A 26535-nucleotide genomic window follows, 5' to 3' on the forward strand; every position below is an offset into this window, starting at 1 on the left:
ATGGAATTCTTTCAGCCTTATATCAACATGTTCAAAAACTATGCGACTTTTTCTGGTCGTACCCGCCGCAAAGACTTCTGGATGGCCGTCCTCGTGAACTTTCTGATTAGCTTGATTCTGAGCATTCTCACTGGGATTGCTTCGTTCTTTGGCATTATCCAGATGATTTATAGCCTGGCAATTTTGATTCCATTCCTCGCAATGTGGGCAAGAAGATTGCACGATACCAGCAAGAGCGCATGGTTCCTTCTGTTGGCGTTGATCCCCGGCATAGGTGCGATCATTCTTCTGATTTTTGCTTGCATGGACAGCCAGCCCGGCGCAAACCAGTATGGTCCCAACCCGAAGGGAATGTAATGCTTCATACATAAGCAGATAAAAACAAATGCGTCTCGACCCGCCCGCAGGTGGGTTGAGACGCATTTTTGTTTCTGTATGGCGCCGGTTAAGGCTCTTCCTCCGGCTGTGGAGCAGGCTTCGTTACAGTCACCAGCTCAGCAAGGTGCTCTGCAGAGAGACCCTTTTGGAAACGGTCTTGGATGGTCAGCTCGTATTCGTTTTGCTCTTTGCTGAGATCGCCTGCATAAAAGGACAAGGTGAAAAGAGAGAAGTCCCCGGAATCCAGCCGGCTGGTGATTTCTTTGCAGCGCTGCGCAAAGGACTGCGCGCTGCCATCCTGTCCGAGCAGCCGGATATGGATGGACACATAGTCGTAGGGATGGAGCTCCTGGTAACTCTGCGGGATGTCGTTGACAGCTCCATTGAGGGAAACCTGTACCGACAGGGAAGAAATATCTTGGATGTCCCGCAGCTGTTCATAGCATTGGTCGCTGATCTGTTGCGAGATCGAAGCTTCTGCCTCATAGCGCCCCTGCCCATACGCATAGGCCACGGAACCAGTGGAAATCAGCAAACTCCCACCGACAATGCATAGGCNGCAGCATTTCCACGGCAAGCTGGTGCTGAATGCCTATCAGATGGACGACACCGGCGCTGGCAAGCCGGACGAGGGCGGTTCCAGCTCGACCGATCCGGAGGACCCGGACCGCTTCGAGGACAACGTGACCATCGAGTGGCGTGAAGGAACTGCGGAAGGTGACCTGGTAAAAAGCCAGAATGAGACGGTAAAGAGCGATACCACCATTGCAGCTGTGAACTATGATGCGCCGAATGGTTATGTGTATAGCCCCGAGGCGGCAGAACAGTCCACCGAGGTGACGGTCAATCATGAGACTGGCGAAGCAACGCCGGGCAAGGTTATTTTCACGGTGGTGCCGGAAGAGGCGAAGGCGATTGAGTATGTGCTGTATTATAGAAATACAGTAGACGGTCAATTGCTTACCCAAACCGAAACGGTTTCACTGGAATATCCAGGGGAATACACCATTGTAGCCCCCAATGCGCCGGCGTCAAGGACCAGGGCGACAGAGAAGGATCGGATTTCCGCTCCGATTCCGGCGGGCTATGTGTTTGATCCGGATACGCAGGCCTATGATGTAGCGGTCAATGCGGAGGGAACAGCCACGCCCACGAGGATTACCTTTGATGTAAAACCGGAGAGTACAGAACCGACCGATCCGGACCCGGAGGAGCATCCGGAAGCGTATCAGGTGCGCGTGGATTTCCGAAATCAGGAAACAGGCGTACTTTTGGATCAAAGTTATTCCAAAACATATAGCGGCCTCACAAAAGGAGTCCACAACTTTACTCCGGTTGGCGAAGCACAAAATGACACCGAGGTTCTACATTATGTAACGGCGCCGGAAGGCTATGAATATGACCCGGCGGGACAGAGCGCAAAATTTGTCACCATTCCGGCGGCGAAGGGACCGCAAGTCATTGAATTTACGGTTCAATACGTGGGTGGCGGAAGCACGGACCCGGAAGAGCCGGATAATCCAAATTGTGATCGTGACGACCATATTATCCGTGACGCAGAAGATCTGTACAACGTACGGCTGCATCCACACTGCAATTTTATTTTCGCCAATGATGTAGACCTCAGCGAGGCCTATCCGAATTGGGAGCCCATTGGAGTATTGGAGCAAAAGTATGATCCGTGGAATGGAACCTATTATGAGCCGTCTGAAAATGTGTTTACCGGGGATATAAACGGAAACGGGCATGTACTCACAGGCCTGAATGTCGGCACATTGAAGAGTTATAATGGCCTGTTCACCTATTCTGCCGGGACAATCCGCAATCTTACGGTGAACGATGCAAAAATCAACGCACACAGCAACTCCGGTATTTTGGTAGGTTGGAACGCCGGAAAAATTCAGAATTGTACGGTGAGCGGCAACGTAACAGCCGGGAATTCATTCGCAGATATTTGGGAAGTTGGGGGTATTACCGGCTGGAACGATACCACCGGTGTCATCAGCGGCTGTGCATCTCTTGCCAATGTCAGTGGAAACCCCGCAAACCTGCCGGTTAGTACTCCTACACATTACTATTACGGTGGGGTTGCAGGGACCAACAGTGGTACGGTGACAAATTGTTATTCGACAGGTACGGTCAAAGGAGCAAAGGCAGGCGGTCTGCTGGGGCGGAACCAGGGAACCATTTCAAATTGCTATACCACGAGCAGAGTGTATGCTTTGACCGACAGTTTCGGCAATGTGGATACTTCCACTCATCCGGTCATTGGATGGATGGAGGGAGGAACGGTTGGGAAGGAAACCATCTTCTTCCGGAAAGGAAACCTCTATCGCGGGGGCCGGCTTTATACAGGCTGGGATACTGATAAAGCCCGTGGCCAGGGGAAAACCGAAGAGGAAATGAAGACGGCTTCGACGTATACGGATGCCGGATGGGACACCGGCGTCTGGAACATTGTAGATGGCACTTATCCAACCCTTCAATAAGAAATGCGCAGGCCGCATGGCAACGGAAGGCCCCCGGTGAAAGCCGGGGCCTTCTCTTGTTTCCTTAAAGTAGCACATAGAAATTGAATTGAAAGGATAAATTTTTTAAAGAAAATATTATTGGAAAAAACAGAAGGAGATAGTAAACAAATTAGATAGATTTTAATCATATAAAAATAAAATTATATACAAATATTAAATATAATTGTCTTTTAGAAACAAATTGAAAGGACAACTATTATAATGTAATAAATAAGGATTTTTCAATAGAATCCTTATTGTCGTGGGCCGAATAGCGGCCTAATTGAGGATGTACGAAAAAGAAACGGAGGAAAAGCAATGAAGACAAAAAAGAGCAGAGTCGTTTTGTCGAGCGTTTCCGTGTTGCTGGTGCTGAGTCTGCTGGCAGGCATGACGATGGCCTGGTTTACGGACACGGAAAAGGTGAACGCGAATTTCACCGCGGGCGTGCTGGACATCAGTGTAAAGCCGGGTGAAACGGACAAAGGGGAACTCACGTTTGAGAACCTGCGCCCGATGTTGTACGACAACTTCTACAAGGAGTTGGAACCCAATGGCAACGAAAAATGGGTCAACGATGTGACCCAGGATAATACAACGGGCCTGGACGACGAGGATTATGCGCCGGTGCCGGCATACTTTAAGCCGGTGGTTATCAAAAATGAAGGCACACTGCCGGCAAAGGTAAAGCTTTCTTTGGAAGCAGGCGATGGCTGCGAAGCAGGGGAGCCGATCCTGACGGAAGACAACATTACGATCAAGCAGGACCCCGAAAAGATGCAGGATTGTGCAAACCGTTTGGCGCCGGTCCTGAAAGTGTTTGTTTACAAGCTGGTGGGCGAAACCTGGACAAAGGTTGAGGATGTCAACCTGAACACAGCGTACGACGAGGCTAAGGCAAATCCGGACAAAGTAGCGTCGGACAACACAGCGAAAGAGACGAACAATACATACATGACGGCAATGCTTCCGGCCCAGGGCACAGCGACCTATGTGATCGCGGGCTATCTGCCGGAGACCGTGAACAACGCCTATCAGGGCCAGCATTTCCACGGCAAGCTGGTGCTGAATGCCTACCAGATGGACGACACCGGTGCTGGCAAGCCGGACGAGGGCGGTTCCAGCTCGACCGATCCGGAGGACCCGGACCGCTTCGAGGACAACGTGACCATCGAGTGGCGTGAAGGAACTGCGGAAGGTGACCTGGTAAAAAGCCAGAATGAGACGGTAAAGAGCGATACCACCATTGCAGCTGTGAACTATGATGCGCCGAATGGTTATGTGTATAGCCCCGAGGCGGCAGAACAGTCCACCGAGGTGACGGTCAATCATGAGACTGGCGAAGCAACGCCGGGCAAGGTTATTTTCACGGTGGTGCCGGAAGAGGCGAAGGCGATTGAGTATGTGCTGTATTATAGAAATACAGTAGACGGTCAATTGCTTACCCAAACCGAAACGGTTTCACTGGAATATCCAGGGGAATACACCATTGTAGCCCCCAATGCGCCGGCGTCAAGGACCAGGGCGACAGAGAAGGATCGGATTTCCGCTCCGATTCCGGCGGGCTATGTGTTTGATCCGGATACGCAGGCCTATGATGTAGCGGTCAATGCGGAGGGAACAGCCACGCCCACGAGGATTACCTTTGATGTAAAACCGGAGAGTACAGAACCGACCGATCCGGACCCGGAGGAGCATCCGGAAGCGTATCAGGTGCGCGTGGATTTCCGAAATCAGGAAACAGGCGTACTTTTGGATCAAAGTTATTCCAAAACATATAGCGGCCTCACAAAAGGAGTCCACAACTTTACTCCGGTTGGCGAAGCACAAAATGACACCGAGGTTCTACATTATGTAACGGCGCCGGAAGGCTATGAATACGACCCGGCGGGACAGAGCGCAAAATTTGTTACCATTCCGGCGGCGAAGGGACCAGAGGTGATTGAATTCACGGTAAAAGAGGTTGGCGGCGAAGAGCCTGAGCCGGAGGAAAAGGAAGTTGTCATCCAGTGGTGGTGTGTTGACCCAAGCCATGAGTATAATTATAACCCGGATAATCCTGCTGCACATAAGAACGATCATGAAGCAGGCTCTGCCAACTACACTGTGACTCTCAAAGAGGGAGAGACGAAGACGATCTCTACAGCGGATGTTGGGCAGCCGGGAGGTAGATATTATATTGACCCAGATCCGCAAAGCGTCTCTGTGACGCTGAAAGACGGGGTTTTGCTTGATACGGAGACTCAGGAGCCCATTACAGATGTGCGGTTTACGGTAAAAGTAAGACGCGACGCAGATTACCTGTTAGGAGGAGACGGTTCAAGCCTTCATCCGTTTATGGTTTCCAACAGGAGTGAGTTGAGTAGAATTGAGGACCATATGTCTTCCCATTTCCGTTTGGTGAAAGATATCGATTTGAGCGGTTCCAATTGGATGCCGATTCACACGACTGTGAGCACTGGTGGGGTGAGCACTGGCTTCAGTGGGGAGATTGATGGACAAGACCATACGATCAAAAATATGAACGTTATGTTGGATTCTAGAACAGCGGGCGCCGGCCTGGTAGCCTATAATCGGGGCGGAACGATCAAGAATTTGAAACTTACCAATGCTTATGTACAAGCAGGCGCTATAATTGGTACAATTGCTGGACAGAATACCGGACTGATTGAAAATTGCAGTGTAGATACCTATATTTTTGCAACGAGTATAGCAAATACGAATTTTGGACAGGGCGTATTCGCAGGTGGAATCGTCGGGATCAACGGTGGTACCATTCGCGGATGTACAGCGGACGGGGAACTATATGCAAACTATTCCGGCTACACAGGCGATATTGCAGGATGTAATGTAGGAACAATTGTTTAATTACATGGGAAATCTAGGTTACCAGTTCGGGAACGCGCGTTAGTGATTTGACTGAATCTATATTTATGGAGCAAATTACCCCGGCAGGGATTTCCTGCCGGGGTTTTTGTGCTGCTTGAGATTAGGGATTGAGAACATCAACAGTGGAGAAGGAAAGTAAGGGCAGTCATTCTGATTTTTAACTCACCTTTTTGAAGATAAAGATAGGAAACATATGTATTTCCCAAACTTTATGGGAAATAGAGGGCGTTCCTTGTTTTGATGCCGGGCGGCCGGTATCATGGGGCTGGCACCTAAAATAGAAGAGGAGGGGCAGAAGTTTATAAAAAAAAATGGGAACTTTTTATGTTGGGTGATACCTTTAGAGGTTTTTAAAGAGAATTGTGCCTATTGAAGTGGGAGAGGAGATCAAGGGCCTTTTCGTTGGACACGGCCGCTGGATGCCGGATGGGACACCAGCGTCTGGAACATTGTGGACGGCGCTTATCCAACCCTTCGACAAGAAACGCACAGGCCGCATGGCAGCAGAAGGCCCTCGGTGAAAGCCGGGGCCTTCTTTGGTTGATTAAAGCAGCACATAGAAATGGAAAGGATAAGTTTCTTAAAAAATATTGTTAGAAAAAATAGAAGGAGATGATGAACAGGTTCGATAGTTTTCAATCTAGTTGTGTCCAAAAAAGTGGCCGTGAAGAGCGACACCACCATTACGGCGGAAGACTTCGATGCACCAGAGGGAAGCATTTACCAACCAGAGTAGCCCGTTTACCATATCACGGCGGATAGAAAAACAGGCAAAGCGGAATCCGCCGTAATTATTTTCACGGTGCTGCAAGATGTAGAGGTGTATCCGCCTGTTGGATAAGGTACCGGAGTCTGGAACATCGTGGACGGTGCTTATCCAACCCTTCGATAAGAAACGCACAGGCCACATGGCAGCAGAAGGCCCCCGGTGAAAGCCGGGGCCTTCTTGCACCTGGTGGGAAAAGTACGTATAATAAGAAGCATGAATTCAGAACAAAGGAGATTCACAATGCCAGATATGAAAATGGTTGAGGTCCGTCCAGAACAGGTGGACGAGTTGGCTGCATTGGCCAAACCAATCTGGACCGACCACTTTACGCCAATCATTGGCGCGGAACAGACGGCCTATATGATCGAAAAATTCCAGTCCGCACCGGCCATGCGCGCGCAGATGGAGCATGATGGGTATCACTATTACTTTTTCCTGTATGATGGGCAGAAAGCGGGGTATACAGGCATCCGCCGTGATGGGGACAGCCTGTTCCTCAGCAAAATTTATGTCGAAAAGTCCTTCCGCCGCAGGGGGCTTGCTTCTTTAGGAATTGCATTTATGGAGGATTTGTGCCGCCGCGAGGGTTTACGGAAGATTTGGCTTACAGTCAATAAAAACAACGACGGTTCCATTGCTTGTTACCGGGCGCGCGGCTTTGTTACAGCTTACCCGCTTGTGACAGATATTGGAAATGGGTTTGTCATGGACGATTATGTGATGGAAAAATGGATTTCTCCCCGGACGCTTTTGTATGTGGATACTTGTCTAAGGCCCCACAGCCGTACGCGCGAGCTGGCGGACGCTTTCCTGAAAGCCTATCAGAAGGCACACCCGAAGGACACATTGGATATAGTCCGCCTGGCGGAGGCAGACGTCCACTGTGTCCGTGGGGAGGAATTGGAACATCGGGAAGCATTGAAACGTGCGGGCAAGGTGGATGCACCGGAGTTCGCCGAGGCACGCCGGTTTGCGGCAGCCGATGGGATTGTCATTGCCGCGCCGATGTGGGAACTGAGTTTTCCAGCAATGCTCAAAGCGTATATTGAGACGGTCTCCGTACCAGGCGTTACGTTCCGCTATGGAGAAGGCGATACCGGCTGTGCCGGCTGCTGTAAGGCGAGCCGCCTGCTCTACCTGACGACACGTGGAGGAATCTATACCAAGGCGGCCGCCAGTCTGGAACTCGGTGAAAAGGAGCTGAAGGCCCTTTCGCAATTCTTTGGGATACCAGGTTTCGATTGCCTTTTTGTGGAGGGAACGGATCTGCTTCCGAAGGAAGAAGTAGCCGCACGGATGGACCAGGCAAAAAGTATGGCGGCACAGTTAGCGAAAGCGTGGTGAGCCGATGAACTTTGTAAGTGTTCTTTCCGAACAATTTCATCTGAAAAATTGGCAAGTCGAAAAGGTCATCGAACTGATCGACGAGGGAAACACCATCCCGTTTATTGCGCGTTACCGCAAGGAGGCGCACGGTTCCTTAGACGACCAAACGCTGCGAGAGATTGCAGAACGTTTGGACTATCTGCGCGGTTTGGAGAAACGCAGGCAAGAGGTTTCCGACCTCATTGCGACTGCGGGCAGCATGACGGACGAAGTAGCGGCAGCATTGGCAAGTGCGGTGACCCTGTCCGAGATTGAGGATATTTATCGCCCATTCCGGCCCAAACGCAAGACGCGCGCCTCTGTGGCACGACAGAAGGGGTTGGAACCCTTGGCCCAGGAAATCTACAGGCAAGATCCGAACGCCGCCTACCCTATCGACCTGGCGCAAGCTTATATTCACCCGGAGCTCGGTGTGGAGACGCCGGAGGATGCACTCGCTGGGGCGAAAGACATCATTGCGGAATGGGTATCGGATGACGCGGGAATCCGCAAACGCCTGCGTGTTGTGACGCTGGCCCAAGGAGTGCTGGTAAGCAAGGCCGCCAAACCGGATGAGGAATCCGTCTATGAACCGTATTATGATTTCCGACAGCCTGTACGCCAATTGGCCGGGCACCGCATCCTGGCGATGGACCGGGGTGAGCGCGAAGGGTTCCTCAAGGTCAGTGTGGAATTGGACCCATCCCGCGGGTTGAATATTGTCTATTCGGTCAGCGTCAAAGAGGGGTCTGCCTGTACCGACGCGGTGCGGGAGGCGGCGGAAGATGCATACAGCCGTTTGATCTTCCCGGCAATTGAGCGCGAGATCCGCAATACCTTGACGGAAAATGCGGATGAAGCGGCGATCAAGGTTTTTTCAGTCAACCTGCGCCAGTTGTTGATGCAGCCGCCGGTGAAGGGGCGTGTGGCGATGGGATTGGACCCGGGGTACCGCACGGGCTGTAAGGTGGCTGTAGTGGACGAGACAGGCCGCGTGTTGGACACCGGCGTGATCTATCCCACCCATTCCAAGGCGAAGGTGGAGGAGGCCAAACAGGTGGTCTCTGCCCTCATCCGGAAGCATGGGGTCCAGGTAATCGCCATTGGAAATGGGACAGCCAGCAAGGAGACCGAGCTGTTTACGGCAGAGGTCATTCACGAGTTGGGAACAGGCGTTTCCTATATGGTGGTGAGCGAAGCAGGAGCTTCCGTTTATTCGGCTAGCAAGCTGGCGGCCCAGGAGTTTCCGGACTTCGACGTAACCTTGCGCAGTGCGGTTTCGATTGCACGGCGTTTACAGGACCCGCTTGCCGAGTTGGTCAAAATCGATCCAAAGGCGATTGGCGTGGGGCAATACCAGCATGACATGCCGCCCAAACGCCTGAATGAAGCGCTCTCTGGCGTCGTGGAGGACTGTGTGAATACCGTTGGCGTGGATTTAAATACAGCTTCGCCCGCCCTTTTGGAGAAGGTATCCGGTGTTTCGGCGGCGGTATCGAAAAACATTGTCCAGTATCGTGAGGAAAACGGCGCATTTCAGAGCCGGGCAGAACTGAAAAAGGTGCCGAAGCTGGGGCCCAAGGCGTTTGAACAGTGTGCAGGATTTTTGCGCGTGAGTGAGAGTAAAAATGTACTGGACAATACCGCCGTCCACCCGGAAAGCTATGCGGCGGCAAGGGCCTTGTTGGAGCACTGCGGATACAGCCTGCCGGATGTGCGTGCGGGAAAGCTGGGGGGATTGCGCGAAAAGGTATCGGAACTCGGCGAAGAGGCCGTGGCGCAATCTCTGGGAATTGGCGTTCCTACATTGCAGGATATTGTGACAGAATTGCTTCGTCCTGGACGTGATCCGCGCGACGAACTGCCGCCGCCCTTGCTGCGGACGGACGTACTGAGTATGGAGGATCTCAAACCCGGTATGGAGCTGATGGGAACGGTGCGCAATGTGATCGATTTTGGCGCATTTGTGGACGTCGGAGTCCATCAAGATGGGCTGGTACATATCTCACAGATCTGTGACCGCTATATCAAGCATCCGAGTGAGGTACTGAAAGTGGGGGATATCGTGAAAGTATGGGTGCTTTCCGTGGATATGAAAAAGAAACGGATTTCCCTCACGATGCGCCAGGCGGAAAATAGGGTGTGAATTTGACGATGTTGGACCCCTGAAAAGAGCGCTGTAAGAAGTGAAATCGGAACCGTTGTATGTTAGAATAGTGAAAATTCTATGAAAACAAATTAATGCGTTTTTCGGATGAAACCAAAGTTCGTATGATCTGTAGAAGTTTTAAAAGTTTTTTTGCATTTCGTTGCTGTAGTTGACAAATTTGCACAATGGGGGTTCCTTTTTATGACTACACATGGTATAATTATGAACAAATTATGAAAAGGAGTAGTCACCATGGAATTCTTTCAGCCTTATATCAACATGTTCAAAAACTATGCGACTTTTTCTGGTCGTACCCGCCGCAAAGACTTCTGGATGGCCGTCCTCGTGAACTTTCTGATTAGCTTGATTCTGAGCATTCTCACTGGGATTGCTTCGTTCTTTGGCATTATCCAGATGATTTATAGCCTGGCAATTTTGATTCCATTCCTCGCAATGTGGGCAAGAAGATTGCACGATACCAGCAAGAGCGCATGGTTCCTTCTGTTGGCGTTGATCCCCGGCATAGGTGCGATCATTCTTCTGATTTTTGCTTGCATGGACAGCCAGCCCGGCGCAAACCAGTATGGTCCCAACCCGAAGGGAATGTAATGCTTCATACATAAGCAGATAAAAACAAATGCGTCTCGACCCGCCCGCAGGTGGGTTGAGACGCATTTTTGTTTCTGTATGGCGCCGGTTAAGGCTCTTCCTCCGGCTGTGGAGCAGGCTTCGTTACAGTCACCAGCTCAGCAAGGTGCTCTGCAGAGAGACCCTTTTGGAAACGGTCTTGGATGGTCAGCTCGTATTCGTTTTGCTCTTTGCTGAGATCGCCTGCATAAAAGGACAAGGTGAAAAGAGAGAAGTCCCCGGAATCCAGCCGGCTGGTGATTTCTTTGCAGCGCTGCGCAAAGGACTGCGCGCTGCCATCCTGTCCGAGCAGCCGGATATGGATGGACACATAGTCGTAGGGATGGAGCTCCTGGTAACTCTGCGGGATGTCGTTGACAGCTCCATTGAGGGAAACCTGTACCGACAGGGAAGAAATATCTTGGATGTCCCGCAGCTGTTCATAGCATTGGTCGCTGATCTGTTGCGAGATCGAAGCTTCTGCCTCATAGCGCCCCTGCCCATACGCATAGGCCACGGAACCAGTGGAAATCAGCAAACTCCCACCGACAATGCATAGGCAGAAGAATCCACTGAGAAAATCGTATTTTAACCGATCCTTTCGAAACAGAAAATTGCTCAAAAGAACCTCCACACCCAACAGAATCAATAGGACGGGGGACCATTTGGCGGCGGTGGTCACCATCTCTATGTTATGAAAGAGGAGAAATAGCAGAACTAGGATACCACAGGCAATGAGGGCAATTCCCATTGTAAAGCTGCCCACCCGCCGTACTCGCTGTGGCTTCTCCGGGGGATGGATGGGATATTCAGGGACACTGTTCTCCGGAGGAGCCGGCGGCTCGGAAGAGGGGGCTTTATTTGTGTCCCAATCGATGACAGGATCTTCAGAGGAGGGTTGGGCAACCCCGGAGGAAATATCCATCCAGGTTTCATTCTCCATCATGGCCGTCACCTCCATATTCCACATAGTCCTGTTCGGGAAGGGTGTACTTCTTTTTCCCACCGGTCACCAGATACACGCCCAGCACAATGATTGCAGTGGCTACCAGGATAGTCGGCAGATTGTTTATCAGGTGATAGAGCCAAGGCATGGCATCTGAAATCCAGTACAGATAAGGCCCCATGACATTCTGGAAAAGAATCCACGCGCCAAGAAAAATACAGATGATTCCCACCAGCAAATGGCGCTTTTTTAGGACCTGCAGCCAGTCCTTTTTGAGAAGGCCGCCCATGTCGAACAGGAAGTGGTCTTCCTGAGCCAGCCGGTCTTCGTAAGGGATATGACGCAGGTTCATCGCATCGAAAAAGGAATAGAACCAAATGACAGGAAGGAACATCATTAAGAACGTGAGGTTAAAAAATCCAGAGAGGGCAAATACGAAACAAAAGAGCAGCATCAGGGAGGCCCCTTTTTTCATCAACCCTAAGTACATGTGTCCCGCCCCCGGGAATAAAGAGAATACAAAGGTCCAAAAACTACTTTTTTTCATTGCCGGTATCTCCTTTCAATTGGAAACTGTGAAAAAATTGTTGGATGCCGTCCGTCATCCGGTCGCCGATCTCCTTGGTTTTTTCAGAAAACTGTTGTGAAAAGGAGGTCAGATTTTGGAAGGGGTCCGGCGTTTGCGAGCTGGATGGAACGCTGAACGCGCCTCCTAGCCAGAGGAGCATGGTGAGACAAGCCGCTACGCCTGCCGCCACATAGCGGTTTATAAAAAGTTGCCGCGCTCTCTGCCGGATACTGCGCATCACCGAAGGCTGGAGCGTGTCCGGAGCGGGGAGCAGTTCGTCCCCGCAAAGACGCTCCGTATACCGTTCGGTACAATGGTCGCAAAAGGCCAAATGCTCTGCAATCTCCAGCCGGGCGAGCTCATCCGGTTCGCCGTGAAGGAGATCGTCAAACGCACAATCGGTCAAGTGGCCATCTGGGTCAAAATAGGCTTTCATCGGTCAAGCTCCTTTCCCAGCTGTTCGCGCAAAATTTGTTTGGCGCGATAGAGCTGTGTTTGTACGGTTTTTTTGGGCCGGTTGAGAAGTTTTGCAATCTCTTCAACCGGCTTTTCTTCGAAAAAATAAAGGATGGAGACTTTGTGATAGGGTTCCGGCAGCGCCCGGATACGCTCTTGGATACAGGTTTCTCCCTCTTCCGCGAGAAGCCATTCCTCGGGGCTGCCTTGCGCCGGCAAGGCGTCCATCGCTTCCTCGCCCGGAGCGGATACGCGGCGCGCATAGGCGCTTTTTAAATGGTCTTTGGCCTTATTGGTTGCGATACGGCAAAGCCATGGTTTATAGTGCTCGGGCGGACAGCGGTCAATGTTGCGAAAGGCGGAGAGAAAGGTCTCTTGCGAGAGATTCTGCGCCTCCTGATAGTCCCGTACCATCTGGAAGCAGACGGTGAACACCAGCTTTTCGTACTGTCCAACAAACTGCGAAAAAGATTCATTTGTCATAGTTGCCTGTGTCCACCCCCTCGTTTCCGCATATCCTTCACGGCCGTTCAGTGTATAAAACGAGGCTCTGGGCCGTTTGACTTCAACAGGAATTAAAAATATTTTATATAAATTTTACGGCGAATTTTTACAAAAATAAAAATATTAGTATTATTTTTATTTTATTTGAAAAATATGTGAAAATAATTGTCCAATATTAATCTTTATATTTGTTCTATTTAGGATTATAATAAAGAAAAATAAGCATGAAGGAGGAACTTTTAATGAGAACAACGTGGATAAAAAGAGGGGTATCATTACTTATGTCTGGAGTGATGTTTATTTCCTATAGTACAGTAGGAGGTGTAGTTACTGCATTTGCAGAAGAGCGCGATCTTTCGGCTAATCCCCAGGTACATGTGCAGAGTGGAAAAACATATGGACCATGGTTTGGGTCCAGCGATGTTGCTTATAGCAATGATATGAAAGGTTTTTCGACCATTGCAGCAGCAATTTCAAGCGCAGTAGGACAATGGAGCCCCGAACCGGTTTCAAAGGCTGTAGGTCAAGCTTTAGGGCCGCTCTTCGGAGTTATAGCCGCAATTGCACCCGATGACTATGTATATGGAAATATCCATAAAAGGTATAGGGAAGTCTATATAAACGGCGTATTCTCTTATTACCAGACCGAGTATACAGTGACGGCGTGGTTACACCACGATGGAAAAGACATCTACGGTGGAGAAACCACAGAGTATTATGAGGGTACTTCTCCCATGCGCCTGGAAGCGTAATAGATTCCTGTTTGATGAATGTGGGAGGTGAGATTCCAATGCAGAGAGGGAAAAAACTCATCTCCGTCTGGTTTCGTCTATTGAGCGCTATATTGCTGGCAGGTGCGTTCTATATTGCACTTACAGGAGCATTTGGTCTTAGCCGGGCAGCGAGATGCGTGCTGCTTCTGCTGGTTGGAGCTTTTGCGTGCAAAGAGCAGCTTCGCCTTCTATGGAATCACTGGCGAAAGGGGACGGCGATCGATTGGAAGGACCCCTGGATACTGTTTCAGTTCTTTTTAGTGATCCTGTGGCTGGCGATCTTCCTGGGGGTCTGGTTTTGAGGATAAGAAGAGGAAGCCGGCCAGCCGGCCGAGGGGGGCGTTGTTCCGCCCGAACGAATGGCTGGAACCTCCTGCCGTTTTCGGTGGAATAGGGTTCCGAAAATGCGCTTGTAAACCGAATCCATACGGAAGAAGGGGCGGCTGCAACCCCCATTCCCAACAGCGGCCTACCCAAGCCGCCTTAAAATAAATAAATGCGCCCTGGAACAGTCGGAAGCCGCTGTTTCAGGGCGCATGTTTGTAAAGGGTCCGTTCGAGCAGTCTTTACTTTGCCGGGCTGATTGCGTCGATGGCCCGAAGTTCTTCTTCGGTAAAGGCTGTATGGCCGATAATTTTGAGATTTTCGAGAATCTGTTCCGGCTTTGATGCGCCGATCAACACGCTGGTTACCTCGCCGTCGCGCAGAATCCAACTCAAGGCCATCTGCGCCAGGCTTTGGCCACGGCTTTTGGCCAACTCGTTCAGTGCGGTAATCTGCGCAAGCTTTTCTGAAGTCAGTTGTTCTGCATGCAGGAAACGCCCATCGGTTTTGATGCGGCTGTCCTCCGGGATTCCTTTTAAATACTTGTCCGTCAGAAGCCCCTGCGCCAGGGGACTGAACGCAATAATCCCACATCCATTTTGTGCAGCAAAGGCCTTTAAACCGTCTGTTTCAATATGCCGGTCGAAGATGGAATACCGGCTTTGATTGATGATAAACGGGCATTTGAGGTCCTTTAGAATCTCCATCGCCCGTTGCGTATGCTCCCGGTCATAGTTGGAGATCCCGGCATACAAGGCCTTTCCGCTTTTGACCGCTGTGTCGAGGGCCATCATGCTCTCTTCCAGTGGGGTATTGGGGTCCATGCGATGGTGATAAAAAATATCTACATAGTCCAATCCCATTCGGTGAAGACTCTGATCCAAACTGGCCAGCAGGTATTTCCGGCTGCCCCAGTCCCCGTAAGGGCCATCCCACATTGTATATCCAGCCTTGGTGCTGATGACCAGCTCGTCCCGGTAGGCGGACAGTTCTTCCCGTAAAATCCGGCCGAAATTGCGTTCTGCGCTGCCGGGTTCAGGGCCATAATTGTTGGCCAAATCAAAATGGGTGATTCCATGGTCAAAGGCTGTGAAACACATGGCCTTCATGTTCTCATAGTCGCCATTGGAGCCAAAATTATGCCAAAGCCCCAACGAGAGGGCGGGGAGCTTCAATCCGCTATTCCCACTGCGGGGGTAAGGCATGGTTGTGTATCGGTTATTACTAGCTGTATAAGACATACAAAATCCTCCTGCTTGTTTTATTATAGGTGAAAATCTGAACTTCTAATCGAAATTGTACAGCTTCAAGTACACTTGAAGTCAAGAGGAATTTTGTAAAGAATCCCTTTCTTTTTATGTTGTTTGTTGATGGACGAGGCCTTTCGATTGATCCATCGTGTGGGGATACAGCTGGATAACGGGCAATGGCATCTTGACAGCCATCCTTGTACGGAGCAAGAACACATTTGAATTTTCAACAACGAATTGTTGAAACAGTGGAAAACATTACGATTCGTAATGAGAAAGAGGTTCCTGAGAGAAAAGCGTTGTACTTTCCAGAGGGTGAAAGGCCAGTCCTGTAAACAGTTTGGGATAAAACCAGGTTGATTTCTGCGGCATTTTTTCGCCAGCGTCCGCGACTTCACAGATTTCCTTGATGCGAGCAGGATTGACAAAGAACGCGCACTGGCATGCGCCCGACCGGGCAGAGGCCAATGCCTCGGAAAAATCGTGCGTATAGGTTAAATGCGTCTGCTTGGCAAGCTTCTCTGCGTCGATGCCAAGCATTCCCTCTAAAATCACCTTGTGGAGAAGGGATATATTCAGGTTTCGAGTGGCCGGGCTCTCCTTTGGACAAAGGCGATCCATCAGGGTTTCGTCCTTTAAAAGCAGCAAATGCCAGGTTTTTCCGCCGGAGTAATAGGCAAAAGCCTTTTTGCCCTGCCGGTGGAGGGCATCCATGTTCGTCTCGATGTATTCCGGGGGTGTGTCCATCTCATATACCTGAAAAACGGTGGCACAGCGCTTGAGCAGTTCTTTCTCGTCGAAGGAGTTCAGTCCGTGAACTAGGCGATGGATGGGTAAGACCGCCAGGCCGGAATGGTTCAGGTCAGCTAACCCAATCAGTACGTATTCTGCTTCGGGCAATCCCTGTTCCCGACACCAGTTCCGGTAACGCAGTGCGGTTTCATAGCGATGATGCCCGTCGGCGATATAGATCTTCCGATTGCGGAAATCCTCGCACAAGGCGCCGATGGCTAAGCGGTCATTTATGACCCAAAGGCGGTGTGTAACGCCGTCCACAGTGCAGGTACTGCGTGGGGTATCCGAGGAAAGGCGTTCTATACGCTCGCGCGTTTCCCGTTCCGGGTCCGCATAGAGTCCATAAATAGGGCTGATATTGCAGCCGGTCGCCTGCATCAGACGGAATCGATCGAGTTTTGCCTCATCAAGCGTATTTTCGTGGGGCAATACGATTTTCTCAGAAAAGTCCGAGAGCTTCATCCGGCACAGGAGAAGTTTATTCCGCAGCGTTTCCCCCCGCACTTGAAATTCTTCCTCATAAAGAAACATCGCAGGGGCGGAGTCCTGTTTGAGAATGCCCTGCTTCATCCAATCTCTCAAGAGTTCTGCTGCATGCGGATAGGTATCTGGGACTTCTAGGTGCATACTGTTATATGGGCTGCGGGAGAGGTATGCTTCCCGGTCGCCGGGAGCGAGTACGTCATAGGGAGGACAGATCAGGTCCTCCAGACTGCCGGCCTTGCTTGTATAGCGCAAAGCGCGCAGGGGTGCAATTTCTGCCATGGATACCGCCTTTCTGGCCTCAAACGGAGCCATTCTGTTCCATATGGGAATTTTTAGGAGCTGGGATTCGTATGACCGCAAAAACGGGAGAAACATGAGCAGATAACAGCAGGCAAACATACCGATATCCAGCGCCTTTTTCTATATTCTGTTATTTATTATAAAAAAGCTCCCTTTGTTTGTCAAAAGGATGAACGGTACCTACGGAGGTCGAGGATCTCTCCGTTCTCTGCTTTTGGTTCTAGTAGCGCCGGCCAGTGTGATGGTCGAAAAAAACTTTCCTGGGGGAATGGATCGAAAAACAACCTGTTGTATCCCGTTTTATGGGATACAACAGGTTGCTTTATAGTATATACGATATTTGGATGGGTTTCCCGGATTCAACGGCTGCATTGCGATCCTTAAAAACACTTGTACAGAGAACTCCGTTTTAAACAGCAAATGAGCGGTATCCATTCAGCTGCCCGCTATCAGTCGTTAAAGGCGGATGGAAATAGATGCCCGTCTAGCTCGCGTGGGGGACGGGATGGTCGTCGCGGCGGAACAGCATACTGATACACCACAGAGCGCACAGCGCCACCACTACATAGATAATACGGCTGATAATCCCGGCCTGTCCACCACCGATCCAGGCCACGAGGTCAAATTGGAAAAGGCCCACAAGGCCCCAGTTGAGGCCGCCGATAATCAGCAGCGTCAAAGCGATTTTATCCAACATATTTTTTCTCTCCTTTGGCCCGTCGGGGCCCTGAACTTTTGCGGAAAACTCCGCTTGTCCCCATTTTTCCCGCAGAAGAGAAAAATATACGAAGTACGTTATTGGAAAGGGAAGCGGCTTCCAATTGATCCAGTTCTTTACAAATCAGAACAGCCTTTCAAATCAAATAGAGAATTTTCATAATCTTTTACATAATACCGTATATTTTTGCGGCCTTTTTGAATAATGGTGTGTCCCTCTGTTTCTAACTTCTCTTTCTGTGCTTCAATCCCGCCGGGATATTTGGCATTTAGCTCTCCGTTTGCTTTCAATGTTCTCCAATAAGGCGTTTCATCTTCGGAACGCTGATCGCTTGCCCACGCTACAATCGAAACAAAAATTCCTGCTGTAATAGGCTCTGTAAAATCTGCACCGCTTAACTCTGCAAAGTATTCCCGTATTTTCCCAACAGTAATTACTTTGCCATAAGGAATTTTTTTCATTATTTTGTCATAGTCTGTAGGTGGGGCAAAATACATTTTGTTTCCACCATATTTTTCAATACTTTTCTGGTCTGTAATCGTTTGAAACTTTGGCATATCCGAATGGTTGTGTAACATAGCGTTAAAATCTTTTTTCTCTTCATTTGCCATTTCAGCCACCTCCTACTTTCAGGATAATGGGTTCAATCCTTTTATGCAATGAGACGGTTTAAAAAATCTCAACAATCAAAGATTTATTCGTCACTGAAAGCTGGGATTTGCCTGCTCTTACAGCCGGAAACAAGCGCCTACCTTTCCTTTATTATCATGTAAGATTGTAGGCTCTTTTGGCAGCCATTCTTTTCATAAAATTTCTCTACGTCTGGTTGCGAACCAAAGTATAACATGGTAGGGGTATTGTCCTTTGCCAGTTGCAGAAGTTTGCTTCCAACACCCTGTTTTTGATATTGTGGAAGAACCAGCAATTCTGTAATGGTTCCAAAATAATAGCCGTCAGAAAGAATACGCAAACATCCAACAAGCTCCTTCTGGTCATAGGCTGTTATATTGAGTGTTTTGGATAATGCGCTCTTTGTCCGTTCCATATCATAATCACCCGGCCATACTTGATGAACAAAAGAAATAAACATGGATGCATTGAGTTCTTTATCGTCTACTTTGTAGTCCATTACGGTTCCTCCACAACTTTCAAATGATTTTTAGTTATATTAGAACATCCAAAAGAACGAAATGAAAAAATCCCCCGCAAGGCTTCCACAGCCCCTTATCCGGATGTTTCAATGCTCTCTCAGCCGTCGGAAATCTCTGATTTCCACTTACGGCGTGAGGTTATCTATAACATCCAAAAGAATGAATTGAAAAAATTCCCCGCAAGGCTTCCACAGCCCCTTATCCGGATGTTTCAATGCTCTCCCAACCGTCAGAAATCTCTGATTTCCGCTTACGGCGTGAGGTTATCTATAACATCCAAAAGAACGAATTGAAAAAATTTCCCGCAAGGCTTCCACGGCCCCTTATCCGGATGTTTCAATGCTCTCTCAGCCGTCGGAAATCTCTGATTTCCACTTACGGCGTGAGGTTATCTATAACATCGAAAAGAACGAATTGAAAAAATTCCCCGCAGGGCTTCCACAGCCCCTTATCCGGATGTTTCAATGCTCTCTCAGCCGTCGGAAATCTCTGATTCCCGCTTACGGCGTGAGGTTATCTATAACATCCAAAAGAACGAAATGAAAAAATCCCCTGCAAGGCTTCCACAGCCCCTTATCCGGATGTTTCAATGCTCTCTCAGCCGTCAGAAATCTCTGATTTCCGCTTACGGCGTGAGGTTATCTATAACATCCGAAAGAACGAAATGAAAAAATCCCCTGCAAGGCTTCCACAACCTCTTATCCGGATGTTTCAATGCTCTCTCAGCCGTCGGAAATCTCTGATTTCCGTTTACGGCGTGAGGTTATTATAACATGATACTCCTAACAAACGGTGGATTCTTGGCTCCTAACGCCATATAAGGGAATCGTTTTCGCATATGTGCCAGCAGTTCTATAGAATAGAGCGCACCCTTTCATGGCCATAATTTCTTTTCTACTTTTGACCCGTTACGGATCAGCCGATGATTTGTAAACGGCATTCCTCCATACTGCTCCTATGTCAACCCTTTGACAAACTATAAACAAATAAGTTCTGGGCGAGTCAAACAGAAATGAGATCGTAGGGTGTTTCAAGTGTGGAAAAGGATCCTCTATTTCAAGGGCATCCTTTCACAGAGATTCATTTCTTGGAATAAACCATTCTATATGGCTCTTTCATTTGTCGGAACTTGGTTGCAAATGATTTGTTTTTCTTTTTTCCACTTCGTTTACCAATCCTCTGTTTATGCGGATATTCTCAATTTTTAACCATTTCTTGAGAAAAAGCGGCCTTGCAATTGCAAGGCCGCTTTTCGTTTCTTAGAAATCTCAAATGTCTGAGTGGTTACTCCTCCTCGGCGATGTACAGCTCGATTCCATGGTCCCGGATATTCTGCCGCCATTCCTCAGACAGACCGCTGTCGGTGACAATGGCATGAATCTCCTTTAAATCGCAAAAATAAGCGGGACGGACCTTGCCAAACTTGTTGGAATCCGCGACTAACACGCGAACGAGCGATGATTTCAGGATTGCCTGCTTGGTGGGAACCTCATAGCTGTTGACACAGGTGACCCCCAACTGCTCGTGGATGCCCGCAGCAGAGACAAAAACCTTCCTGGCCCGGATGCCACAGATGAAAGCAATGCCCTCTTTGCTCTCGAACATCTGGGTATTGGAATGGTAATTTCCTCCGGCAAACAGCATTTTGACCCCAACCTTGCGGTGTAATTCCATCAGAATATTGATGTTGTAGCACAATGCAGTGATGTCCATATTGTTGGGAATATGCGGTACGATCTGTTCCGTGGTGGTTCCCGTGTCGAGAATGATGATGTCGCCCGGTTCAATCAAGGAAGCTGCCAGTTTACCGATCGCTCCCTTTTGCTTATCCTGCTTGCCCACTTCCGACAAAAGGTTATAACCTGCGTCGGTCTTATGGATTCCATGGGCCGGGTTGTATACGGTGGTGCCGTGAATATTTTCTGCCACCTTATTGGCTTCTAAAATACGCAGGTCCCGCCGCACCGTCATTTCTGACACGCCGAGTAGGGAGGCGAGCTCCTTGATGGATACGAAGCTTCGGATCTTCAGGATCTCGATCAAACGGTTCAGGCGTTCGGTCTTTTTGTTCATGATTCGCCTCCGTAAAAAAGATAACTTTTGTTATAAGTGTAACATTTTTATGTAAATGTGTAAAGTGTCGAACGCAAAAGTGAAAATATTGGTAAACAATAGAACGAGAAGACACGAAATGGATCAAAATAAAATATGGCTTCCTTTCACGAATAGCCTTTGTTTAAGCGCAATTTTATAAAATTCAATCAAAATATGGATAATTGTTGCGAAAATATGTATTTTTATCTTAATTTCTTTGAAGCATTAAAGATGCTTGATGTAAATGTTAGTATAAAAATGAAAATTGGTGAGAAGGATTTTTATATAATTTATCAAATTAGTGTGTCAAACTAGGGCTTTTGTTAAGATGTGGAGGCGGTCCAGCAGCCGCTTTTACATAAAGTTTGCAGGGATTTGATAACCTGTAATTTCTTAAGAAGGAGAGAGAAACGTGAAGAGAGTAAAAGCACTGGTAAGTCTTCTGCTCTGTGCAGCGCTGATGGCTCCGGCGTCGTCAACTGCATTCGCAGCAGCTGACTACACCGAGCAGCCTCAGCAGGCGTTCCAACTGACGACTCTGCCCTCTGCGGCGACAAGCGTTTTGCAGAAGGTACTTACGGCGCCTTCTGCCGCACAGGCAAAGACTTCCGGAGAGACAGCGGAAAGCGCCAAAGAGAAGGAGGAAATCCTGGAGGAACAGGAAGCGGCTGCAGCAGGGAAGCTGCCACCGCAGATGGGTTGGTCCACTTGGAACTTCTTCCGTGAGAAGATCAATGAAGAGAAGGCAATGGATGCTGCCAAAGCCTTGGTAAACACCAATCTGAACGATCATGGCTATGTCTATTTTAACTTGGACGACTGCTGGCAGTCCAATATGCGCGATGAAAACGGTCGGATGCAGTTCGATTTGACGGGCTTCCCCAGCGGACCGGATTTCATCAAGCAGATTAATGCATTGGACCCTGAAAATCCGTTGAAGGTCGGTTTGTACAGCTCCAGCGGCGAGCTGACCTGTGAGGATTTGCCCGGCGCTGCGGGTAACGAAGAACTTGATGCCCAGACTTTTGCAGAGTGGGGCGTCGAATATTTGAAATACGACTACTGCCATGTAGTCGATATGGGCCCCGATATTGGCTATACCAGCTATACAAAGGCCCCGGATGTGGACTACATTACAGTTGCTAAAGCCGGCACGCCGGAGGGCGAACAGCTTCAGGCGGAGGATGCGATTCTGGAGGGAAACGCATCCGTTGTCAAGGGCGGCGGTTGCTATGGTACCGGCTATGTGACGGGACTGAGCGCAAACGGCGGTTCTATTACCTTTAAAAAGACCGTCGACGAGCCCGGACGGTGTGGATCACGAGGTACATAATGGTGCGTATGATGTTATTACCAACGATAAGGTCATTGCACTGAACCAGGACCCGCTCCTTCTGCAGGCAAAGCGCATTTCTACCGCAAACGGCATTGACATCCTTGTCAAACCGCTTGAAAATGGCGAAGCGGCAGTTTGCTTCTTCAACAAGAGCGGCGCAAATAACGCGACCGCAAGTGTAGATTTGGCGAATCTGTCCGATGAAGACGAGCGTATCACCTTGGCCTCCACTTCGCTCTATATGGTCGAAGATCTCTGGGAGGAGAACAGCGAGGATGTTTGTGGAGAAATCCTGAATTCCGGCGAAATCCCGACCCACGGCGTGAAGCTCTATCGTGTGAAGGCCGCAGAGCCGGGCAGCATCGACAAGATGGGAGTCGTAAGCCTCAGTTCCGAATACGGCGTTTACAATGCAGGCGAGACCGCAGAGTTCACCGTAGAAGTGGAAAATGTCGGCCGTGAGACCATGAAAAACGTGGTCGTATCCCTCGATGCTCCGGAAAGCTTCCAGGTCACCGGAGGGGAAGAGATCGCAGAACTGGCATTGGGCGAGAAAAAAGAAGTGACCTTCCAGGTTACCATGCCAGAGGACGCATCTTGTTCCATTGCAAAGCCGGCAGACGATTATATCTTGTCTGCAACAGCGACCTATACCTATGATGGCGATGAAGAGAATACAACCAAATTGGCGACGGAACCGGTGAAGGTTTCCAAGGCGCCGGTCAATACCGTTACCAAGCTGGGCGATTATCCGTGGCTGAGTGCAACGGTTGGCTGGGGCACCGCGCCGGGGCGCAACAAGTCCATCGATGGCAATGCGCTGCGGCTGGGCGGTAAGACCTATACGTCCGGTATCGGTACCCATGCAAATTCCGACATCCAGATCTATCTGGGCGGCGGTTCCTACAAGTTCCATTCCATCATTGGCGTGGACCAGGAGATGCAGGTTGCCACTTCCAGCATCCAGTTTGAGGTGTTGGCAGATGGACAGAGCATCTACAAGTCCGACGTATTGAAGAAGGATTCCAGCGAAGAAATCAACCTGACTATCACGGATTGCCGCGTACTGACTCTTCGTGTGACAGATGCAGGCGATGGCAACGGCTCCGACCACGGCGACTGGGCGGATGCAACGCTGACCAAGCTGGACGATGTCAAGGAGTATGAGATCCATATCGCAGAAACAGCGAATGGCACGATTACAACCGATCCGGAGGGTTCCGTTTTAGACGGCCTGCCGGTCGAGATCACCTTTACTCCGAACGAGGGTTATAAGACCTACAAGGCAGTTGTCAACAATGAGATCGTTGTCCCTGTGGACAACAAATATACCCTGGAGAACATCACAAGCGATGTGGAGATTTCCGCAGAGTTCCTTGCAACCGAGGAAACCGGCACGCCGTTGGAAATCGAGTCCGCAGAAAATCCGGCGGATCAGGATGTAGAGTATGGCACAGAGTCCGGCGTGTTGAACTTGCCGGAGACGATTACGTTGACTCTGAAGGGCGGCATGCGTGCAACGGTTCCTGTTACTTGGAACCTAGAAAATTATGACCCGAACGCTGCTGGCAAGCAGGTCATCACAGGTACTTTGACTCTGCCGGAATGCATTGCGAACACCGCTGAGATTCAGGTGACCGCAGTGGTCAATGTTGCAGAGGAAGATGTGCATAACATCGCTCCGGACGGAACGGCGTTTGCTCCGAGTACAGCTCTGGCAAGCGGAAAGCAGGCTTCCTTTGTCAATGACGGCATTTTTGACGACCAGGCAGAGGGTGCAGGCGGCAAGGGCGTATTCGGAATGAAGAAGCTCGACCAGATTCCAGAAGATGACCGTTATGTGCAGATCACTTGGGATACGCCAAAGGACGTGGAGAGCCTCATCCTGTGGAGCTATTTTGCAAAGGATCAGGGACCGAAGAACTTTGACGTACTTGTAACAAAGGATGGAGACGCCTGGGAAAAGGTCGCCAATTCGGGCGACATCACCTGGAAGTCGAATGCAGCAGACCGCGAGCAGGAGCAGAAGGAGATCGTATTTGACGCCGTGCAGGAAGGAATCACGGGCGTACGCATCTATGTGAACAGCTCTTACAGCACTTGGAGCACCAACGCGGTCATCACGGAGCTTCAGATATTTGGAAGGAATAGCGCAGAAGAAAAGGTAAACGTAAATTTTACAGAGCCCGTTAACGGTAAGATTTCGGCGGCTACAGACAGTGGCGAAATCGTTGCGGGCCAAACCGTAGCCGTCGGAACAACAGTCACCTTTACCTTTACCCCGGACGAAGGGTATCATGTGAGCCGCGCGCTGATTAATGGCGAAGAAGTGGAACTCACAGCAGAAAATACCTATACCATGGTCGTGAACCAAGACGTCACTGCGGATGCAGAGTTTGAAGCGGACGTTCCCGCCGAACACAGCCTGTCGATCCTGTATGATGGCAGCAAAGTCAACCTGACGGTGAACGGTGAGAGCGATAAGATTGCAGACCTGCTGGGCAAATATGAGGAGGATGTCCTCTCTGGCACCGAGCTGGAACTGGGCTTTGTGCCGGCCGTGGACGGCAGAGAGATTGCAGGTGTAACCATCAATGGAGAGCCGGAAGAATTCGACGATCCGTCTGGTTATCTCTACAACTATGAAATGCCGAACAAGGATGTGGAGCTGAGCTTCGTATTCACAGTGGTTAACAAACTGACTCTGCGCCAGACCATTGCGATTGCAGAAGATCTGCAGAAGGGCGAGGAATATGCCGACTTGATCCAGAAGGTCAAGGAACGCTACGACGCAGCATTGGAAAAGGCAAACGAGGTTGCAGGGAATCCGACGGCAACGCAGGCAGAGATCGACAAGGCCTGGAGCGACCTGATGGATATGATCCACATGTTGCGCTTTGCCCCGGGCGACAAGACCGAGCTCGATCTGTTGCTGGAAATTGCCCGTGAGCTGCACGAGGAAGACTTTACAGCGGACAGTTGGGCAGAGTATCTGCCGGCCTATGAGGCAGCAGAAAAAGTCGCGGCAGATGAAGAGGCTTTGGCCGGAGATATTGAGAAAGCCTGTGAAGATCTGAAGGAAGCCTTTGATAAACTGGTTCGCGGAGCAGACTTCTCTGTCCTGCAAACAGCTGTAGATCAGGCTAACAGCCTGGACTTGAATACGTTCCTGGATGGTCCAGAAAAGGATGCCTTTGTAAAAATTCGCGGTCTGGCAATCGACATGCTGAACGAAAAGAAGGCGACACAGGAAGCCGTAAATCAGATGGCGAACGATCTTGTCAAAGCCATGGCGGATCTGCGCAAGATCCCGAGCAGAGACGAGCTGGATAAGCTCATCGCCGAAATGGAAGCGATGGATTTGAGCGGCTATACTTCCCGCAGCGTGGCGAATTTCAAGGCGGCGCTGAATGTGGCCAAGGCAGCAGCGGCAAATCCGGATGCAACCGATGAAGAGTTGGCGACTGCCTATTACAATGGCAAGGATGCAATCGACGGTCTTGTAAAGGCTGATTCATCGAAGCCCAACAGCAGCAAGGGCGCTACATCGGCCAATACTTCCAATATTTATGGCGCATCCGGTGTTGTCTCAGCAGCACAGACGGTTTCTACACAGAAGGCCTATGTGGTTTCTGATACAACTGTAAACTTTGCGTTGAAGCATGGCCAGGCCTATTGCTTCAAGATGACTGTCGTCAACGGCAACAGCCAGATGCCGAGCTTTACAGTCGGCAACGGCAATGTGCTCAAGACGCAGTTTGTAGCAAAAGTTGGAAGCGATTACTACTATCGCGTGTATGCAATCGGTACGCCGGGCCAGAGCACGGGCGTGTATACCACACTCCCGGGTGGTGCGCCAGTGAAACATTGTACGGTGACCATTGCCGGATAATCGCATCATTCAAAGACTTTTTTGCAGAAGGTCATCCCCTCTTGCATAATGAAAGGGCTTCCGCTCCGGTGAAAACCGGTGCGGAAGCCCTTTGTTTGGCTTGACAGAATAACAGATCGTATGCTATAGTGACAGCAAATAAGACGATGGGAGTTGAAAGCGTGCGCACTTTTTCTTGCTAAGATTGGAACAATCGGGTATTGAAACGAGGAACCATGGGTTCCTTTTGTTCGTTGTACCCTGCAAGAAAGTGAC

At 49.8% G+C, this 26535-nt stretch carries 21 protein-coding genes; 10 read left to right on the forward strand and 11 right to left on the reverse strand.

What is annotated here, in order from left to right; all coding sequences use genetic code 11:
- Positions 1 to 357, forward strand: coding sequence for a DUF805 domain-containing protein (locus tag B9Y59_RS00525; protein WP_085531103.1), 357 nt, complete (start codon positions 1 to 3; stop codon positions 355 to 357).
- A gap of 88 nt (positions 358 to 445) precedes the next feature.
- Here B9Y59_RS00525 and B9Y59_RS00530 read toward each other — a convergent pair whose 3' ends face one another.
- Positions 446 to 913 carry a hypothetical protein gene (locus tag B9Y59_RS00530; RefSeq protein WP_085531105.1) on the reverse strand — a complete coding sequence of 156 codons (468 nt, stop codon included), beginning with the start codon at positions 911 to 913 and terminating at the stop codon, positions 446 to 448.
- Between the two features lie 64 nt (positions 914 to 977).
- On the opposite strand from B9Y59_RS00530, the gene B9Y59_RS00535 reads away from it, so the two are divergent.
- From B9Y59_RS00535 to B9Y59_RS00555, 5 genes are all read left to right on the forward strand, one after another.
- Complete coding sequence (locus B9Y59_RS00535; RefSeq protein ID WP_442856166.1) at positions 978 to 2867, forward strand: GLUG motif-containing protein; 1890 nt, start codon at positions 978 to 980, stop codon at positions 2865 to 2867.
- A gap of 339 nt (positions 2868 to 3206) precedes the next feature.
- Positions 3207 to 5756, forward strand: coding sequence for a TasA family protein (locus B9Y59_RS00540; RefSeq protein ID WP_085531109.1), 2550 nt, complete (start codon positions 3207 to 3209; stop codon positions 5754 to 5756).
- Between the two features lie 1030 nt (positions 5757 to 6786).
- Positions 6787 to 7890: a GNAT family N-acetyltransferase gene (locus B9Y59_RS15550; protein WP_158088897.1), complete on the forward strand. Its 1104-nt coding sequence runs from the start codon at positions 6787 to 6789 to the stop codon at positions 7888 to 7890.
- 4 nt (positions 7891 to 7894) lie between these two features.
- Positions 7895 to 10057 (forward strand): Tex family protein, encoded by a 2163-nt coding sequence (locus B9Y59_RS00550; RefSeq protein ID WP_085531101.1) that lies wholly within the window; start codon positions 7895 to 7897, stop codon positions 10055 to 10057.
- A gap of 255 nt (positions 10058 to 10312) precedes the next feature.
- On the forward strand, positions 10313 to 10669 hold the full coding sequence (locus tag B9Y59_RS00555; protein ID WP_085531103.1) for a DUF805 domain-containing protein: 357 nt from the start codon (positions 10313 to 10315) through the stop codon (positions 10667 to 10669).
- Between the two features lie 88 nt (positions 10670 to 10757).
- Here B9Y59_RS00555 and B9Y59_RS00560 read toward each other — a convergent pair whose 3' ends face one another.
- The 4 genes from B9Y59_RS00560 to B9Y59_RS00575 are packed head-to-tail and all read right to left on the reverse strand — an operon-like array spanning position 10758 to position 13140.
- Positions 10758 to 11633: a DUF308 domain-containing protein gene (locus B9Y59_RS00560; RefSeq protein WP_085531112.1), complete on the reverse strand. Its 876-nt coding sequence runs from the start codon at positions 11631 to 11633 to the stop codon at positions 10758 to 10760.
- Entirely contained in the window at positions 11620 to 12180 is a 561-nt protein-coding gene (locus B9Y59_RS00565; protein WP_085531114.1) for a hypothetical protein, read from the reverse strand. Before B9Y59_RS00565 ends, B9Y59_RS00560 begins: the two co-directional genes overlap by 14 nt.
- A complete protein-coding gene (locus tag B9Y59_RS00570) occupies positions 12167 to 12637 on the reverse strand; it encodes an anti-sigma factor family protein (protein ID WP_085531116.1) in 471 nt (156 codons plus the stop codon). Before B9Y59_RS00570 ends, B9Y59_RS00565 begins: the two co-directional genes overlap by 14 nt.
- On the reverse strand, positions 12634 to 13140 hold the full coding sequence (locus B9Y59_RS00575; protein WP_085531118.1) for an RNA polymerase sigma factor: 507 nt from the start codon (positions 13138 to 13140) through the stop codon (positions 12634 to 12636). The genes B9Y59_RS00570 and B9Y59_RS00575 overlap by 4 nt, the downstream gene beginning before the upstream one ends.
- A gap of 263 nt (positions 13141 to 13403) precedes the next feature.
- On the opposite strand from B9Y59_RS00575, the gene B9Y59_RS00580 reads away from it, so the two are divergent.
- Together B9Y59_RS00580 and B9Y59_RS00585 are read left to right on the forward strand one after the other, a co-directional pair.
- Entirely contained in the window at positions 13404 to 13913 is a 510-nt protein-coding gene (locus B9Y59_RS00580) for a hypothetical protein (RefSeq protein ID WP_158088898.1), read from the forward strand.
- A 38-nt stretch (positions 13914 to 13951) separates the two neighbouring features.
- A complete protein-coding gene (locus B9Y59_RS00585) occupies positions 13952 to 14236 on the forward strand; it encodes a hypothetical protein (protein ID WP_085531122.1) in 285 nt (94 codons plus the stop codon).
- Between the two features lie 264 nt (positions 14237 to 14500).
- Here the strand turns inward: B9Y59_RS00585 and mgrA are convergent, their stop codons facing one another.
- The 6 genes from mgrA to B9Y59_RS00615 form a co-directional block, all read right to left on the reverse strand.
- The gene (mgrA, locus tag B9Y59_RS00590) at positions 14501 to 15499 is read right to left on the reverse strand and encodes an L-glyceraldehyde 3-phosphate reductase (protein ID WP_085531125.1); all 999 of its coding nucleotides are present in this window, start codon (positions 15497 to 15499) and stop codon (positions 14501 to 14503) included.
- Positions 15500 to 15766: 267 nt separating this feature from the next.
- Entirely contained in the window at positions 15767 to 17068 is a 1302-nt protein-coding gene (locus B9Y59_RS00595; RefSeq protein WP_085534429.1) for a DUF1015 domain-containing protein, read from the reverse strand.
- A gap of 505 nt (positions 17069 to 17573) precedes the next feature.
- Positions 17574 to 17786: a DUF378 domain-containing protein gene (locus B9Y59_RS00600; RefSeq protein ID WP_054325037.1), complete on the reverse strand. Its 213-nt coding sequence runs from the start codon at positions 17784 to 17786 to the stop codon at positions 17574 to 17576.
- Between the two features lie 137 nt (positions 17787 to 17923).
- A complete protein-coding gene (locus tag B9Y59_RS00605) occupies positions 17924 to 18418 on the reverse strand; it encodes an MGMT family protein (protein ID WP_054325038.1) in 495 nt (164 codons plus the stop codon).
- Positions 18419 to 18555: 137 nt separating this feature from the next.
- Positions 18556 to 18936, reverse strand: a complete 381-nt coding sequence (locus B9Y59_RS00610) for a GNAT family N-acetyltransferase (RefSeq protein WP_085531127.1) — start codon at positions 18934 to 18936, stop codon at positions 18556 to 18558.
- A gap of 1306 nt (positions 18937 to 20242) precedes the next feature.
- On the reverse strand, positions 20243 to 21031 hold the full coding sequence (locus tag B9Y59_RS00615) for a DeoR/GlpR family DNA-binding transcription regulator (RefSeq protein WP_085531130.1): 789 nt from the start codon (positions 21029 to 21031) through the stop codon (positions 20243 to 20245).
- Positions 21032 to 21464: 433 nt separating this feature from the next.
- Here B9Y59_RS00615 and B9Y59_RS00620 point away from each other — a divergent pair, with 433 nt between their 5' ends.
- Positions 21465 to 22385 carry a hypothetical protein gene (locus B9Y59_RS00620; protein ID WP_085531132.1) on the forward strand — a complete coding sequence of 307 codons (921 nt, stop codon included), beginning with the start codon at positions 21465 to 21467 and terminating at the stop codon, positions 22383 to 22385.
- Positions 22366 to 26280 (forward strand): NPCBM/NEW2 domain-containing protein, encoded by a 3915-nt coding sequence (locus tag B9Y59_RS00625; protein ID WP_085531134.1) that lies wholly within the window; start codon positions 22366 to 22368, stop codon positions 26278 to 26280. Before B9Y59_RS00620 ends, B9Y59_RS00625 begins: the two co-directional genes overlap by 20 nt.
- Positions 26281 to 26535: the final 255 nt, after the last annotated feature.

This window comes from Anaeromassilibacillus sp. Marseille-P3371 (assembly GCF_900169665.1).
Taxonomy (GTDB): Bacteria; Bacillota; Clostridia; order Oscillospirales; family Acutalibacteraceae; genus Anaeromassilibacillus.

Coding starts and splice junctions, on each gene's coding strand:
- B9Y59_RS00525 (WP_085531103.1), top strand. CDS start 1: ATGGAATTCTTTCAGCCTTATATCAACATGTTCAAAAACTATGCGACT.
- B9Y59_RS00555 (WP_085531103.1), top strand. CDS start 10,313: ATGGAATTCTTTCAGCCTTATATCAACATGTTCAAAAACTATGCGACT.
- B9Y59_RS00580 (WP_158088898.1), top strand. CDS start 13,404: ATGAGAACAACGTGGATAAAAAGAGGGGTATCATTACTTATGTCTGGA.
- B9Y59_RS00600 (WP_054325037.1), bottom strand. CDS start 17,786: ATGTTGGATAAAATCGCTTTGACGCTGCTGATTATCGGCGGCCTCAAC.
- B9Y59_RS00575 (WP_085531118.1), bottom strand. CDS start 13,140: ATGACAAATGAATCTTTTTCGCAGTTTGTTGGACAGTACGAAAAGCTG.
- B9Y59_RS00615 (WP_085531130.1), bottom strand. CDS start 21,031: ATGAACAAAAAGACCGAACGCCTGAACCGTTTGATCGAGATCCTGAAG.
- B9Y59_RS00550 (WP_085531101.1), top strand. CDS start 7,895: ATGAACTTTGTAAGTGTTCTTTCCGAACAATTTCATCTGAAAAATTGG.
- B9Y59_RS00535 (WP_442856166.1), top strand. CDS start 978: ATGGACGACACCGGCGCTGGCAAGCCGGACGAGGGCGGTTCCAGCTCG.
- B9Y59_RS00605 (WP_054325038.1), bottom strand. CDS start 18,418: ATGGCAAATGAAGAGAAAAAAGATTTTAACGCTATGTTACACAACCAT.
- B9Y59_RS00560 (WP_085531112.1), bottom strand. CDS start 11,633: ATGATGGAGAATGAAACCTGGATGGATATTTCCTCCGGGGTTGCCCAA.
- B9Y59_RS00570 (WP_085531116.1), bottom strand. CDS start 12,637: ATGAAAGCCTATTTTGACCCAGATGGCCACTTGACCGATTGTGCGTTT.
- B9Y59_RS00585 (WP_085531122.1), top strand. CDS start 13,952: ATGCAGAGAGGGAAAAAACTCATCTCCGTCTGGTTTCGTCTATTGAGC.
- B9Y59_RS00565 (WP_085531114.1), bottom strand. CDS start 12,180: ATGAAAAAAAGTAGTTTTTGGACCTTTGTATTCTCTTTATTCCCGGGG.
- B9Y59_RS00540 (WP_085531109.1), top strand. CDS start 3,207: ATGAAGACAAAAAAGAGCAGAGTCGTTTTGTCGAGCGTTTCCGTGTTG.
- B9Y59_RS00595 (WP_085534429.1), bottom strand. CDS start 17,068: ATGGCAGAAATTGCACCCCTGCGCGCTTTGCGCTATACAAGCAAGGCC.
- mgrA (WP_085531125.1), bottom strand. CDS start 15,499: ATGTCTTATACAGCTAGTAATAACCGATACACAACCATGCCTTACCCC.
- B9Y59_RS15550 (WP_158088897.1), top strand. CDS start 6,787: ATGCCAGATATGAAAATGGTTGAGGTCCGTCCAGAACAGGTGGACGAG.
- B9Y59_RS00610 (WP_085531127.1), bottom strand. CDS start 18,936: ATGGACTACAAAGTAGACGATAAAGAACTCAATGCATCCATGTTTATT.